Genomic DNA, 13,400 nt, shown 5'->3' with positions numbered 1-13,400 from the left:
GATGATGGAGGACCGGCCGATCAGAATCGCTAGGGGAAAGCGCGTCACAATTGCCGATCTCGCCCGCGAAGCCGGAGTCAGCGTAGCAACAGTCGATCGGGTTCTGAACGTCCGCCTTCCGGTGCGAGAGGAGACCGCCCAGCGGGTCCATGCGGCCGCGCACGCGATCGGCTATCATGCTGCCGGTCTCATCAAACAGCGCTTGCAGCAGCACCTGCCGCACTACAAGCTGGGCTTCATCTTGAGAAAACCTACCCACGATTTCTACCAAGATTTCGCTCGCAAGATCGAAGAGTCGGTCAGTATGGCTAAATCCTTCCACGGCCTTCCGATCATCGAGTTCGCGCAGTCACATTTGCCGCGTGACCTGCTCCCGCTTCTTAAGGACCTTGGGAGCCGCTGCCAGGCGATCGCCATGGTGGCGGCCGATCACCCGAAAATCACAGCATCAGTCGAGGAGCTCAAGGCGAAAGGTATCCCGGTATTTTCGCTGCTATCCGACTTCGCCGATGGCGTGCGCGAGGGCTACATCGGCCTCAACAACAGCAAGGTCGGACGGACTGCCGCTTGGGTGTTTTCCAAGACCGCAAAACGGCCCGGCAAGGTGGCGGTGTTTGTCGGAAGCCATCGCTTCCAGGCGCATGCGACGCGGGAAACGGCCTTTCGTGCGTATTTTCGTGAGAACGCGCCAAAATTCGAGGTGCTTGATGCGCTCGTGAACCTTGATGAACGGCAGCTCACTTACGAAAAATTGCTGGATCTTATGCAGCGGGAACCAGAGCTCGTCGGCTTCTATATGGCCGGCGGGGGGATAGAGGGGGCAATTTCCGCGCTCCGAGAAGAGGGGAGCGGTCAGGATCTCGTCGCGATCGTGAGTGAAATGACGCCGCAGTCACGTGGGGCGCTTGCGGATGACATCTTGACGATGGCGGTCGGCACGCCAATGCGCCGACTTTGCCAGGAGCTGATAATGGCAATGGAGCGGGCCATCAAAGCCGGCGTCGCGGAGAGCCCGGGGCAGACATTTCTGCCGTTCGACATTTATCTTCCGGAAAATATTTGAGCTTGATGGATTTCTATCATGAGCGCCCATTTTCCTTTCACCGATGAAAGGAAAGCTCGATTGACTCGGCCGTCTCTGTCCGATCTGTGAACCGGCGTGGTTCCGTCTTGAAAGAAGCCGGATGCCGAAATGGCAGCCGCGCTTCATGGAAGGAAAGTCAAGCAATGCGCCAGGTATCGCCCCGCTTTGCACTCGATCACATGGCGGCGCCCCGCCTTGACGTCAGTGCGCTTTTCGCGCTTGCCCGTGACCAAGGCCTGACCGACGTCCAAATCCGTTACCCTCATTTCAGCAATCCTGTCGCACGCGGCATTCCGGCTGCGGACGTCCGGTTTGCCGCTACCGAAGCGGGCATCACGATCATCTCTGTCAACGCCTTGCAGCGGTTCAACGACTGGACTCCAACGCGTCAGGCCGAGGCAAGCAACCTCGCCGATTATGCGACGGCGTGCGGGGCGGAGACGCTCGTGTTGGTGCCGGCCAACCGCAGCTCGTGGCCCACCAATAGCGAGCGCCAGGACAATCTTCGTTTCGCTCTAAACGAGATCAAGCCAATCCTCCAGTCGCGGGGTCTGATCGGTCTTATCGAGCCGCTGGGTTTCCGAACCTGCTCGCTTCGATCAAAGAAGGAAGCGGCCGAGGCCGTTGCCGCGGTTGATGGCCAGTCCGTCTTTCGCCTCGTGCACGACACGTTCCACCACACCCTGGCCGGGGAGACATGCCTGTTCTGCGAGCTTACCGGCCTGGTGCACATTTCAAGCGTAAACGACCCGACCTTCTGGATTTACCCCGATCGCTTTCTTGCAGGTTCCGACAATGGCAGCCAGATTCAGGCGCTGCTGGATGGCGGCTACGCGGGACCTTTCTCGTTCGAGCTGGTCGAGGAAGTCCATTCTCTGGACGATCTCGCAGGCGCACTTGCCGCCAGCATCGACTTTATCCGGCGAGGGCTATTGTCGTCAGAGTAGATGGTGACAGGAGTAGTGACTATAGGTGCGCCTGAATTTTCCGTGGGTTCACAGCGGGACAGCCATCCGAGATGCCTCTTGCATCATTATCTCCCGCATCCAGATGCTTGCCGGATCGCTATTGTGGAGGGCCGGCCATTGGAGGGTCTCGGTGAATGTGGGAAATGGCAGCGGAAGTTCGATAACCCGCAGGGGGAACGTGTTTTCGAAATGCCTGACCAGCCGCAAGGGCATGGTCGCTATACGAGCTGTGCCGGACACCATAGGTGGAATCATGCTGAAGCCCTGCACGGCGACCTCGACACGTCTCTTAAGGCCATGCTCAAGCAAAAACCATTCCTCGATAGACGGCTTCATCGTACGCCCGAACCTGACCGCGACGTGCCTCATCGACATGTATCTCTCGAATGTAAGCTGCTGTGGCAGCTGCTTGTTTGTGGGACAGCCTACGCACACGAGCTTCTCGTCAAACAGCGGAACGCTTGAATGCACACTCGACGTGAACATATCCGGTAGAATTAGAAAATCGACGTCACCGCGCCGGAGAAGCTCATCGGGGCTATCGTCGACAGGCAGCAGTTCGAAGCTGACGGCGGGGGCTTCCCGTGCAATACGCTCCACAAGCTTTTCGAAAAACACGAGCGTGACGAAATCGGAAAGAATGATCCTGAAGAGGCGATCGGCTCGAGCTGGGTCAAACGGATCCGAAGAAATAATCGAGCACTGGATGTGCTGGAGAGCGTCGCGAACTGCGGGGGCAAATGCTGCCGCACGCGGGGTTAGAAATCGTTCGCGACCTCTTATCGTAAACAGTTCATCGCGGAAATAATCGCGCAGTCGGGCGACGGCCGCACTCATGGCGGGCTGACTCAGGTTGATCCTGCGTGCCGCCGCCGAGAGATTACGCTCCGTCAGGAGTGCGTCGAGCACAACGAGGAGATTTAGATCAAGTCCTTTGAAACGCATGTCATCAGCCATCCATGGGATGGATGCCTTTAACCGAAACAAACGACTTTAACAATTTAGCATTCTTGCAATCTTTTGTCGCAAAAAGTTTATGATGGATGACGTTAAGGTCCGACATATGAGCCGCGTGATCTGCCGAAGCGAGCAATCGTACGTACTGTGCTGGTCAGAGATTGGCGGTTTGAAATGCCGGGCCGATGGCGCCGGGCTATCAACCAGCGTCTTCGGCGGCCCCGACCTAGCTAGGCGTGGAACCTAATAGGGTGCACCCTTCCAGTCCGAGGCGACTGATGGGCGGTTTGATCCTAAGCTGCCGTGAGGCCTGTGTTGTATCGGCGAAGCCAATGCAGCAGTTCGGCAGCGTTTTTGAGAGCTGTTGTAGGCTCGGCCTAAGCCCATTGGCGCAAGCCTGTCTGAACGAAGCGCTTGGCCTTGCTGTTATCCGGTGGTGATCTGTGGTGCCTTTTCGTCCTGCTGTTCTTGTTTTGGAACGCCCTTATGGTGAGCCCATCCGGGACGTGGGGCACCGGGAGCACGAAGGTGCAGGCAGGCCGTCAATAGACCGTGGGCTGAGAGCCCGAGCTCGTTACATGGCCGCCCCTCGCGACTTTCCCGGAGGCGCTGCGAGCGCGGATCAGTAGATGTCGTGTTACCCGCCAGCTCCCGTCTTTGACCGAGCCAAGAAGGAGGAACGGACATGCGCATCATCGGACTGGATATTCACCGCGCCTTCGCCGAAGCAGTGGCATGGGAGGATGGCAGGCTCAGGCGACTCGGCCGCGTCGACATGCGGCGCGATCTGCTGGCGGCGTTCGCCGCGAAGCTGTCGCCGAACGATGTCGGGGTGATCGAGGCCACCGGCAACGCGACGTCCGCTACGGCTGTGGTTGCGCCGCATGTGAAGAAGGTGGGGATCGCCAACCCGAAACAGGTGCGTATCATTGCCGATGCCAAGATCAAAACGACGATCGACGCCGACGTTCTTGCGCAGCTCTATGCCAGCGGCTTCTTGCCAGAAGTCTGGATTGCGGCCGACAGGAGAATAGCGCAGATTTATCAAAAAGGCTCTTGTCGATCACATCAGTGGTCTTGGGCGCTGTACGGCCGGGTGAAGACTTTGCAGGTGGCCCGGAAAGCGTTTGACCTGTAGCGAAGCAATTGTCGTCATTACGCGCTCGACCCGGGCGCCCAGCTTGGCATAAGAGCTACGTGGCCTCAGGAAGCGTCGTCAATGCAGACCATGGACGAATTCCCAGCCGATGCCGAGATGCCGGTCGACCGTGCCTGTCGCCGTCCGGTGATGCGATGCCCCCGAGCGCATGAGTTCGCCCCGGATGCTCCCGGTCACGACGCACGGGTTCGGGTTCCAAGGCGCTCAGTTTGTTCGCGCCTAATCGGTGTAGGACGCGGCAGAAATACGAGCGTGACGAAATCGGAAAGAATGATCCTGAAGCGGCGATTCGGTAGAGCCGGGTCAAACTATCCGACGAAATAAACGAGCACTGGATGGGCAGGAGAGCGTCGCGAACTGGAGGGCAAGAGCTCCCGGACGCAGCGTTAAGTTTGAATACCTCCGCGGACATGGTCGCGAGCTCATCGCGCAAATAATCGAGCAGCCGAGCGCCGGCCGCACTCATGACCGGCTGGGCTCGGTTAATCTTGCATGCCGCGCCCATGAGGTTGCGCTCTGTCGGGAGTGCGTCGAGCACAACGAGGAGATGTAGTTCACGACCTTTGAAACGCGTGGTCAATTATCCAAAGTGTGGATGCCTTTCATCGAAACAAACGATTTCATCAATGTTCTGGAATCCTGCATGGGCAGAAGCACCTGACGGACACCGATGCCCCACTGCCTCATAGCGTGGCGAGCGTCTTAAGAAACCGCCCGAAAGGAGATTTTTCATGCGCTCTACCGGGCAGTGGAGTGCTGGGAAAGGGAGTTGCAACTGACCGGCCATGTCAAACTGTCCGACTTCTTCCGAGCCTATGGACAGACTGGGAGACGCGCACGGTGTAGCGGCTCACATCGTCATACTGCACCTACGCCACACATCGGCCGGACCTGATCCGGCTTTATGAGCATTGGGCTTTGTCAGTCGCACAAGCGTGATGGCTTTCGCGACGCGGCGCGCCTCAGGAACTGAGCCGCGGGTCCGGGTCGAAACGCGGGAAAGAAAGACAGGAAACAGAATGGCCGATCAATTCGCAACGGACGTCATTGCCCTGATCAAGAAACGCGCCGAGTCGGAGAGCGGTGAGGGAATGCCTGCGTCATTCGTCGGCGAGATAACAATCGCCACGGAACTGGACGCGCTCGGGTTCGATTCGCTGGGTTTGGCGGACGTCCTCTGGGATGTGGAACAGGCCTACGGCATCAAGATCGACATGAACACGGCCGATGCCTGGTCGAATCTCAAGAATGTCGGCGACGTCGTGGACGCCGTCCGCGGCTTGCTTGCGAAGGAGGCTTGAATGGACAGGCGCGTCGTTATCACCGGAGTGGGCGGCCTGTGCGGACTGGGCACTGACGCCGCCTCTATGTGGAAAGAGATCCGCGAAGGCCGCTCCGCCATCGGCCCGCTCGCCAATTCCGAGCTTCATGACCTGGAGGGCATGACCGGCGCTGAGATCAAGGCGCTGCCCGAGCACGACATCGATCGCAAGCAGCTCGTCTCCATGGCCCGCTTCAGCTTGCTCGCCGTGCTTGCGGCGCGCGAAGCCATGCGGCAGGCCGGACTTTCCTGCGACGAAGGGAATGCCCATCGCTTCGGCGCTACAGTGGGCGTCGGCGGCTTGGGCTGGGATGTAATGGAGGAAACTTACCGGGCCCTCCTTTTGGACGGCGCGAGGCGAGTTGGCATCCTCGCTGTACCCAAAACGATGCCAAGCGCCGCCGCCGGCCAGGTGAGCTTGCGCCTCGGCTTGCGCGGGCCGGTGTTCGGGGTGAACTCCGCATGTGCCTCGGCCAACCATGCGATCGCCTCGGCGGTGGATCAGATCAAGCTGGGCCGGGCCGACGTAATGGTTTCCGGGGGCAGCGACGCACCCTTCGCATGGGGCGTGCTGAAAGCATGGGAAGCAATGCGCGTGCTTTCACCCGATACCTGCCGGCCCTTCTCCGCCGATAGGAAGGGCCTGGTGCTGGGCGAGGGTGCGGGCATGGCCGTGCTGGAAAGCTACGAGCATGCCACGAGGCGTGGTGCCACAATTCTTGCCGAGATCGCCGGCGTCGGCCTTTCCGCCGATGCCTTCCACATCGCCGCGCCATCTGTCGAGGGGCCAGCGTCGGCGATGCGCGCCTGCCTTGCCGATGCCGGGCTGAATGCCGAGGACGTCGACTACCTCAACGCGCACGGCACCGGTACCAAGAGCAATGATCAGACTGAAACGGCGGCGATCAAGCGTGTGTTTGGAAATCACGCTTATTCGATGTCCATCTCTTCCACCAAGTCCACGCACGCGCATTGCCTCGGCGCAGCGAGCGCGCTTGAAATGATCGCCTGCGTGATGGCAATCCAAGAGGACGTCGTGCCGCCGACCGCCAACTATCGCGAGCCAGACCCCGCTTGCGATCTCGACGTCACGCCCAATGTGCCGCGCGAGCGCAAGGTGCGCGTCGCCATGAGCAACGCCTTCGCCATGGGCGGCACGAACGCAGTTCTGGCATTCAGGCAGGTGTAGAAGCCATGCAAGACGCCTCATTTGAGGTCACCTGTCGTATCTAGCTGCTTGAGGGGCGGGGCATTGTGATACAGGGGGAGCTGTGTGGCCCCTCTTTCTCGGCCTCGACGATGTGGAAGGAGCCTGTGCCGCGAAACGGGCCGACGCCCCCCAGGCCCAGAACTTGGGCGAAACCAACTCCCACCAAAGGACAGCCGGTTTAGTAGCCGAACAATGAAGCCTCGCTCGACGAGCCGCCGCCTCTACTGTCAGCGGCATCACGCGGTTGAAGCGAACAGCGCAGCGGCTACTGTTCCGCACAACTCGGATGGCAATTGGGACAAGTCCGCACATGTCGTCACGTACGCTGAACGCCGCAGGTACAGCCAAATTGGGGGCGGGGCGTTTCTGCCGTTTTGATAGAATTCTATCAAACTGACAATTTTCCTTGCACAAATGCAAGGAGAGCTCGATTGACCCCTCCCTCTCTTGCGTCAACGATGGGTTTGCAGGCTGCGGTGCGGCAGAAGCCGGACAGAACGGCGACCGGTCGAGTAAAGGCCTGCGCAAACGGCATATTGCGAGCGCCCGCGCGGAGGAGAAGACGCTCGTCCTGGTGAAAGGCAACGATGCTCAGGCGCCATTGCCATTTGCCGAGGGCGTCCGCGCGCCGGAAATTTCGAAGCAACAAAGGTGAGATCGAGAATGATGATGACGAAATACAACACAGCTCACCGTCCAGTGCAGTTCTACCGGCGGGTGGCGGAGTGGGATGGGCTGCCAAATGGAACGTAAAAAGATCAGCAAGGAGATGCTTGGCGATAGTCAGGCGCTGCGCAAGCTGCGTGAGCACCTTGTCAAGGTGGCCAAGGCGAAGACTACGGTCCTGTTGCGAGGTGAATCCGGAACCGGCAAGGAGCTGGTTGCCAAAGCCATTCACGAGCTCTCGCCTCGCGCCAAGCAGCCCTTCATCAAGGTCAATTGCGCGGCGCTCACCGAGACGCTTCTGGAATCTGACTTGTTCGGTCATGAGAAGGGTGCCTTCACCGACGCGAGCAGTTTGCGCAAGGGGCGCTTTGAGGCTGCCGACAAAGGCACATTGTTTCTGGACGAGATTGGCGAAATATCAGGTTCGTTCCAGGCTAAGCTGCTGCGTGTCCTGCAGGAGCAGGAGTTTGAGCGCGTCGGCAGCAACCACACCATTAAAGTTGATGTTCGCGTGATTGCCGCAACGAACAGGGACTTGGAAACGGCAGTTCAACGCAAGGAGTTCCGGCAAGACCTCTATTATCGCATCAACGTCGTCACTTTACGCGTGCCGGCATTGCGCGAAAGGCGAGGTGATATTCCGCTCTTGGCCGCTCAGTTTCTCAAGAATTTCAATACTGAGAATGATCACACGCTGACCTTCGCTCCCGAAGCGATTGAGGTGCTAATGAACTGCGAATTTCCAGGTAACATCCGAGAGCTCGAAAACTGCGTTCAACGGACGGCAGTTCTGGCGACGGGTCCATCAATCCTCAGAACTGACTTTGCCTGTTACGCGGATCAGTGCTTGGCCGCGGCGCTGTGGAAGAACGGACCGCCGACGTCAGAGAAGTCGACTACGATCGAGCCTTCCGCCGCCTGTGCCGCCCCGCCCGTCGGCGACGGGCAAGCGCCGATAGGCCCTGCCACGACTCGTGGTAGGGTGCCCGATGCCGATACGGTCATTGCTGCCATGGAAAAGTGTGGCTGGGTGCAGGCAAAGGCGGCGCGCCTGCTCGGTTTGACCCCGCGCCAGATCGGCTACGTGCTGAGAAAACGCGGTATCGAGATCAAGCGTCTCTGAAACAACCCGCCGAGCAAGAGCTGGAGCAGGTCAAGCATTGGTGCTCTGGCGCCGAGCCCATCGGCCAGGCTTACGAAGTGGGTGTGAACAGCGCTGCCAAGATTCCGGCCGTGTGCTTTCTACCACCAGTCGTACTGGGGCTCTGCGACTGACAAACTAAAAAGGAGTAATCCTATGGCTAGTAACTTCGCTCTACACCGCAAGGGCAAATCAATTCGACGTGCCTGAAATCCAGAAATAATCGATGTATCATTGGTGACACGCCAGCATGCGTAGAGGCGACGCACAGATGTCCGCTGGCGGGACCTGGTCGATACATAAGCTGATCGCTTACCGCTCGATATCGCGCCAATCTGAGATGGGCATGAAAGTGAGTTCGACCGCTGGACAGTTGCCGACTTCGTCAGGTATTGGCCCCTGCGACCGGTTGATCTGCGATATTTCCAACTTCGCAGAAGTTGGTCGAGACGAAACTGTCGCCCCGGCTCGTGACCGCGCGCCCGGCAAGACCGAGTTACAAAGTTGCCGAGGCCAGTTTGATGTGCGTTCCTGCATCACTGCACGGGACACGACCTGACGGGAGACTATGATGCGTAGCCAAAAAGAAAAGATGCTCGCAGGCGAGTTTTACAATGCGGCGGATCCGGAGATCCAAGCTGACCTGTTGGCCACCGGGGCTTGGCTCAAGCGGTACAATGATACGCTGGGGCAGACCACGGGGCATTGGCATGAGCTTTTGTCCGAGCGGCTGGGAGAGGTTGGGCGCGGAACGGTCATCCGTCCGCCCTTTTTTTGCGACTACGGATTCAATATCCGCATTGGCGCCAATGCCTACATCAACTTCAACTGCGTTATTCTTGACGTGGTAGAGGTCAAAATCGGGCAAGGAACGGCAATTGGGCCTGCCGTGCAGATTTATACCGCCGATCATCCACATGATGCCGAGCAGCGGCAGGCCGGCCTGCAGGTCGGGCGTCCTGTTCGCATTGGCAGCCGTGTCTGGATCGGCGGTGGAGCAATCATTCTGCCTGGCGTCACGATTGGCGATAATGCGGTCGTAGGCGCTGGCAGCGTGGTCACACGAGATGTTCCCGCCGGGGCAAAGGTAGTGGGAATTCCTGCTCGCGTCGCCAACCCACATAAACAGGCATAATCAACCTCCTTGACCCTGGAGGTGCATGCGAACTGTCGAAACTGTGCCAAATTTCTGCCGAAGCCATTGAGCGCTGCATATCTTGTCGCGGTTCGGCTCGGGCGCTTCAGTTCTTTTGCCACGGGTGTCACAAAATCATGTGCGTAATGCCGCCGCAACGTGCTCACGTCCCGCAGCAGCGGGCCCTTTGACATGGCCCAACGAATTCAGAGCCTTCGTTGTGCTGCCAGTAGCATTACTGCTCACGAATGTATTCCCAACTGAGTTTTCGCCCTTGGAGGCAAGCGACTCACCAGCAATCGCCGGCCATTAATCCTGGCTAGCATCGACCCCGACGAGGCGAGCCGCGGCGTTGCGGATCGGCATGTCGATGACCGTGATCGCGCCTTCGGCAAGGAAACGACGTTCGTTTCTGGTCAGCGTAGCCGAATCGATCACCGCAAAGTGTGGGCCAGTGGAGCGCTTCATCATCTGTCTGGCATATGTGCGCAGCATCTGATCGTTGAAGCGGCAGCCCACGAAGAAAAAACCCCGGTTGACGCGCCGTTGCTTCACCACGTCCGGGATCGGCGTCTGGATATCAATTTCGGTTAGGACTTCGACGTAATCGGAATCAGCCACGAGGAAGTTTGCGGCCGGCCTGACGCTGCCGTGCGGCGCATAGAGCACCGTCCTAGCCACTTGTTCGGCGTCGAGTTCTGTTCCTGACAAATCGTAAGTTCTCGTCCAGATGTTACCGATTCCGGTCGCGCGCGTCGTTCCTTGTATCTCGACAACGTCTGTTTGGCCGGCCTCTGCAAGGGCTGCTCGCATGGCGCCATCGTACCAGCTATCGATGATGACAGACAGTTGAAGGGTTGCGAGCCAGGCGTGAAGAACGGTCGGCTCGGCGGGGGCTGCGAATATCTCCGCCATCCACGCTTGAAGAGTCCGACGATGTCGGCGCTGCTCGATAAACTGCGCGACCGACCACATATTGGTGCGAATCCTGGAAGGGGCAGGCGCCCGCTTGTTGAGCGCCGCGGCGACATCTTCAGGGGTGCAAGGTACAGGTGATTCCGGCGCGTTAAGCTGCAGAAGACCAGGACCGAGATAGGGGATCACTCGATCGGCCTTGAGAGCGCCCTTCAGCAGGTCAATCAGCTTTTTGGCAAAACTGCCCCGGACGACGACGAGATGGTCCCAGCTCAGCATCGTGTTCATACGCGTTTCCTCTCCGCCACTGAACCCACCGGCATCAGGCCCCGTCGGAAATCTTCATCGCCTCGACGGTGATCGGCAAACGCGTATCGCGCGGAAGGTCGGGCAGCATGAGCCGCCAACCGTTCCTGAGCGTCACGGTCCCGCCCCATAAGTCTGCGTTCTCAATCTCGGTGATCGGCTCTTCGAGATCCTTCTTGGGGACATAAGCCGACAAGCCAGTAGCGGTCCTGCGAATCATTACTTTCATCCGGCTGTTCCTCCGTTGGAAATGCCTTCAGCTCCGCAGGGAACCTCGACTTTGTCGAGGCTAATGAGTTCGCGCGCTCGCATGCCGACGACCGTGCCACGATCGATCCATTCGACCGCATAGATGAAGAATTGCTGGAGAAAGGTTCCAATGTCGCGCACGTAGCCTTCGTCGCCCTTCCGCACGAGGTTTTCGCCGATCTCCTTGCCGGGATAGGTTCCGTCGTTTTTTATGTGGCGTGTCGCACGGACCCGCTCACCCTGCATGAACCGTGGCGGTCTGCCGATTTCGACCTCCTGTTCGCGTCTGGACCACATGCTGTCCATTCCTTTCTCGAGGCTTTTGGTGTGGTCGCGGTTTGCAGGCGTCCTCGTGCGGCGAACCCGACCTTCGGTAGGAATCAAGCGGGAACGCAGGTTTTCGGTACCGGACAGACCGACACGCATTGCTGCGTATCGAAGGCCTCCTTGCATTCGGTGCACTTGTTTGGATCGATCACATAGGCGTCGCCCTTGAAATTGATCGCTTCCGAGGGACATTCGAACTCGCAGGCCCCGCATTGGGTACATTGGGATGCGATGATCTTGAAAGCCATTCTAACTCCTGGTTATCGGACGAGACGGCTCAGGCCGTCGCCGCTAGTGGTCTGATCCCAAACTCGGCCGCGTAAAGTGCGCTGACTGCGGTCTCGATATAGTCATGGGCATAGGCGTCGGTTGCGCGCAGTCCAGCTCGCGAGAGTTGTTCCTTCGGGCGATTTCCGATCTTGGCGCATAGCACTATGTGTATGCCTTCCAGCGCAGCGATGACGCCCTCGAGGATGGCGTCTTCGCCCCCGCCTCCGAGGCAATACCGCTCGACCTTCCGATGCCCGACCAAGCTGATCCCTCTAGGCGAGACTTCATAAACTTGGAATTCCTTCGCGTGGCCGAAGTGTTCGTTGACGCGTCCACCTCCCTTAGTGGCCACCGCAACCAGAAGCGACTTTTCGGAGTCTGTTGCCTTGACCATACCGATGGCTTCGCTCCTCGCCGCCTCATGATCACGGCGCTCGTGTGCGACCACCTGCCGATAGGCCTGACGCTTGCCAGCCTCGTAGGTGACACCGTCGGGAATCCCGTCCAGCGTGAATTCCTGGCCACGATCTTCACCGAGCAGGCCGACAGCATCTGCCCGGCACTGCCGGCAGTGGCGCATCAACTTGGCGCCACCTTCAAGTCGATCCTGAAGAGCCATCATCTCCATTGCCGTTGGGCCGCGCTGCCCGATGAGTCCGTAGTGGGTGCCGTGCGCCGGGTCCGAAATCAGAGGCATCACGTTGTGCAGGAACGCGCCCCGCTCCTTCACCATTTTGTTCACCTCAAACAGGTGCTGGTCGTTCACTCCAGGAATCATCACCGAGTTGATTTTGGTGAGGATGCCGCGCGCGCTCAGCATCTCCAGGCCCAGCATCTGCCGCGCGTGCAAGATTCGAGCCGCTTCGATGCCGAAGTAGCGGCGATTTTCATAAAAGATCCAAGGATAGATCTTTGCGCCGACTTCCGGGTCGACCATGTTGATGGTGATCGTCACGTGATCAACATTCATTTCGGCAAGCTCGGCGACATGGTCCGGCAGCACGAGCCCGTTGGTGGAGACACACAGCTTTATGTCGGGAATTTCCCTGATGACGCGGTCGAACGTTGCCTTCGTTTTCTCCCAATCGTAACAGGCATCCCCCGGCCCAGCGATGCCAAGAACCGAAAGCTGCGGAACTTCGTTGGCAACCGCGATGACCTTGCGTAGCGCTTGGTCGGGCGTCAGCTTCTCAGACACAACGCCAGGCCGGCTCTCGTTGGCGCAATCGTATTTGCGATTGCAGTAGTTGCACTGGACATTGCAAGCCGGCGCGACCGCCACATGCATACGCGCGAAATAGTGATGCGCTTCCTCCGAAAAGCAGGGGTGATCCTTGATCTTGTCCCAAATAGCCGGATCCACATCGCCCGGGCTGGTCGGCGACGAGCCGTAGGAGGACGGTGCGCAGCCACCGGATTTCGCGGCTGCCAGAAAACCCTCGGATGTCGTGCTGGTCGGCCCCTCAATCGAAACTGTCGGTGAGGACATCAAACGGCTCCGTTGCTGGTAACGTCGCGGTTCAAGATGCAAGAGCCATACCAACTTAAAAAAGCGGCTTCAGTTCACTATTTGGGTCGATGTCGGATTGTGTGAGGCCGGCGCGACACAATTTTGTCCTGCTTGCGACAGTGCAAGTCCAAATCCGTTCAGAAGCACAAAGCACTCCTTGTCGCGCAGAGGGCGCGCAAGAC

General features: G+C 58.8%; 11 protein-coding genes and 3 pseudogenes. 7 read left to right on the top strand and 7 right to left on the bottom strand.

Features of this window, described 5'->3' with window-relative positions:
* The first annotated feature begins 1 nt into the window (after nt 1).
* Together EJ070_RS02390 and EJ070_RS02385 are read left to right on the top strand one after the other, a co-directional pair.
* Nucleotides 2-1,063 (top strand): LacI family DNA-binding transcriptional regulator, encoded by a 1,062-nt coding sequence (locus tag EJ070_RS02390; RefSeq protein ID WP_091600622.1) that lies wholly within the window; start codon nt 2-4, stop codon nt 1,061-1,063.
* Nucleotides 1,064-1,227: 164 nt separating this feature from the next.
* Nucleotides 1,228-2,031 carry a TIM barrel protein gene (locus EJ070_RS02385; protein ID WP_091600623.1) on the top strand — a complete coding sequence of 268 codons (804 nt, stop codon included), beginning with the start codon at nt 1,228-1,230 and terminating at the stop codon, nt 2,029-2,031.
* Nucleotides 2,032-2,079: 48 nt separating this feature from the next.
* Here the strand turns inward: EJ070_RS02385 and EJ070_RS02380 are convergent, their stop codons facing one another.
* Nucleotides 2,080-2,997 (bottom strand): LysR family transcriptional regulator, encoded by a 918-nt coding sequence (locus tag EJ070_RS02380; RefSeq protein ID WP_091600624.1) that lies wholly within the window; start codon nt 2,995-2,997, stop codon nt 2,080-2,082.
* A 697-nt stretch (nt 2,998-3,694) separates the two neighbouring features.
* Here EJ070_RS02380 and EJ070_RS02375 point away from each other — a divergent pair.
* Nucleotides 3,695-4,024 (top strand): annotated as a pseudogene (locus tag EJ070_RS02375) (IS110 family transposase); the annotation flags it as partial.
* Between the two features lie 386 nt (nt 4,025-4,410).
* Here the strand turns inward: EJ070_RS02375 and EJ070_RS37585 are convergent.
* A pseudogene (locus EJ070_RS37585) lies at nt 4,411-4,748 on the bottom strand (LysR family transcriptional regulator); the annotation flags it as partial.
* Nucleotides 4,749-5,187: 439 nt separating this feature from the next.
* On the opposite strand from EJ070_RS37585, the gene EJ070_RS02370 reads away from it, so the two are divergent.
* The 4 genes and pseudogenes from EJ070_RS02370 to EJ070_RS02355 all read left to right on the top strand — a co-directional run bounded on the left by EJ070_RS02370 (nt 5,188) and on the right by EJ070_RS02355 (nt 9,641).
* A complete protein-coding gene (locus tag EJ070_RS02370) occupies nt 5,188-5,469 on the top strand; it encodes an acyl carrier protein (RefSeq protein WP_095517116.1) in 282 nt (93 codons plus the stop codon).
* Nucleotides 5,470-6,678, top strand: a complete 1,209-nt coding sequence (locus tag EJ070_RS02365) for a beta-ketoacyl-[acyl-carrier-protein] synthase family protein (protein ID WP_126038017.1) — start codon at nt 5,470-5,472, stop codon at nt 6,676-6,678.
* 766 nt (nt 6,679-7,444) lie between these two features.
* Nucleotides 7,445-8,488, top strand: a pseudogene (gene nifA, locus EJ070_RS02360) (nif-specific transcriptional activator NifA); the annotation flags it as partial.
* Nucleotides 8,489-9,074: 586 nt separating this feature from the next.
* The gene (locus tag EJ070_RS02355) at nt 9,075-9,641 is read left to right on the top strand and encodes a sugar O-acetyltransferase (protein WP_095484269.1); all 567 of its coding nucleotides are present in this window, start codon (nt 9,075-9,077) and stop codon (nt 9,639-9,641) included.
* A 309-nt stretch (nt 9,642-9,950) separates the two neighbouring features.
* Here the strand turns inward: EJ070_RS02355 and EJ070_RS02350 are convergent, their stop codons facing one another.
* The 5 genes from EJ070_RS02350 to nifB all read right to left on the bottom strand — a co-directional run bounded on the left by EJ070_RS02350 (nt 9,951) and on the right by nifB (nt 13,197).
* Nucleotides 9,951-10,844 carry an SIR2 family protein gene (locus EJ070_RS02350; RefSeq protein WP_029356592.1) on the bottom strand — a complete coding sequence of 298 codons (894 nt, stop codon included), beginning with the start codon at nt 10,842-10,844 and terminating at the stop codon, nt 9,951-9,953.
* 34 nt (nt 10,845-10,878) lie between these two features.
* A complete protein-coding gene (gene nifT, locus EJ070_RS02345) occupies nt 10,879-11,091 on the bottom strand; it encodes a putative nitrogen fixation protein NifT (protein ID WP_024505230.1) in 213 nt (70 codons plus the stop codon).
* Nucleotides 11,088-11,408: a nitrogen fixation protein NifZ gene (locus EJ070_RS02340; RefSeq protein WP_029356589.1), complete on the bottom strand. Its 321-nt coding sequence runs from the start codon at nt 11,406-11,408 to the stop codon at nt 11,088-11,090. Before EJ070_RS02340 ends, nifT begins: the two co-directional genes overlap by 4 nt.
* 83 nt (nt 11,409-11,491) lie before the next feature.
* A complete protein-coding gene (locus EJ070_RS02335; protein WP_029356587.1) occupies nt 11,492-11,686 on the bottom strand; it encodes a 4Fe-4S binding protein in 195 nt (64 codons plus the stop codon).
* A gap of 29 nt (nt 11,687-11,715) precedes the next feature.
* Nucleotides 11,716-13,197, bottom strand: a complete 1,482-nt coding sequence (nifB, locus tag EJ070_RS02330; protein WP_126038020.1) for a nitrogenase cofactor biosynthesis protein NifB — start codon at nt 13,195-13,197, stop codon at nt 11,716-11,718.
* Nucleotides 13,198-13,400 lie beyond the last annotated feature (203 nt).

The sequence above is a fragment of the Mesorhizobium sp. M1E.F.Ca.ET.045.02.1.1 genome, assembly GCF_003952485.1.
Classification (GTDB): Bacteria; Pseudomonadota; Alphaproteobacteria; order Rhizobiales; family Rhizobiaceae; genus Mesorhizobium.
The sequence above is the reverse complement of the archived record's forward strand: the minus strand, read 5'-3'. Positions and strand labels throughout refer to the sequence as shown.

What these genes read in the sequence shown, in the direction of transcription:
- nifT (WP_024505230.1), bottom strand. Translation starts at nt 11,091, where the DNA reads ATGAAAGTAATGATTCGCAGGACCGCTACTGGCTTGTCGGCTTATGTC.
- EJ070_RS02370 (WP_095517116.1), top strand. Translation starts at nt 5,188, where the DNA reads ATGGCCGATCAATTCGCAACGGACGTCATTGCCCTGATCAAGAAACGC.
- EJ070_RS02350 (WP_029356592.1), bottom strand. Translation starts at nt 10,844, where the DNA reads ATGAACACGATGCTGAGCTGGGACCATCTCGTCGTCGTCCGGGGCAGT.
- EJ070_RS02380 (WP_091600624.1), bottom strand. Translation starts at nt 2,997, where the DNA reads ATGCGTTTCAAAGGACTTGATCTAAATCTCCTCGTTGTGCTCGACGCA.
- EJ070_RS02365 (WP_126038017.1), top strand. Translation starts at nt 5,470, where the DNA reads ATGGACAGGCGCGTCGTTATCACCGGAGTGGGCGGCCTGTGCGGACTG.
- EJ070_RS02335 (WP_029356587.1), bottom strand. Translation starts at nt 11,686, where the DNA reads ATGGCTTTCAAGATCATCGCATCCCAATGTACCCAATGCGGGGCCTGC.
- EJ070_RS02390 (WP_091600622.1), top strand. Translation starts at nt 2, where the DNA reads ATGATGGAGGACCGGCCGATCAGAATCGCTAGGGGAAAGCGCGTCACA.
- EJ070_RS02340 (WP_029356589.1), bottom strand. Translation starts at nt 11,408, where the DNA reads ATGTGGTCCAGACGCGAACAGGAGGTCGAAATCGGCAGACCGCCACGG.
- EJ070_RS02385 (WP_091600623.1), top strand. Translation starts at nt 1,228, where the DNA reads ATGCGCCAGGTATCGCCCCGCTTTGCACTCGATCACATGGCGGCGCCC.
- nifB (WP_126038020.1), bottom strand. Translation starts at nt 13,197, where the DNA reads ATGTCCTCACCGACAGTTTCGATTGAGGGGCCGACCAGCACGACATCC.
- EJ070_RS02355 (WP_095484269.1), top strand. Translation starts at nt 9,075, where the DNA reads ATGATGCGTAGCCAAAAAGAAAAGATGCTCGCAGGCGAGTTTTACAAT.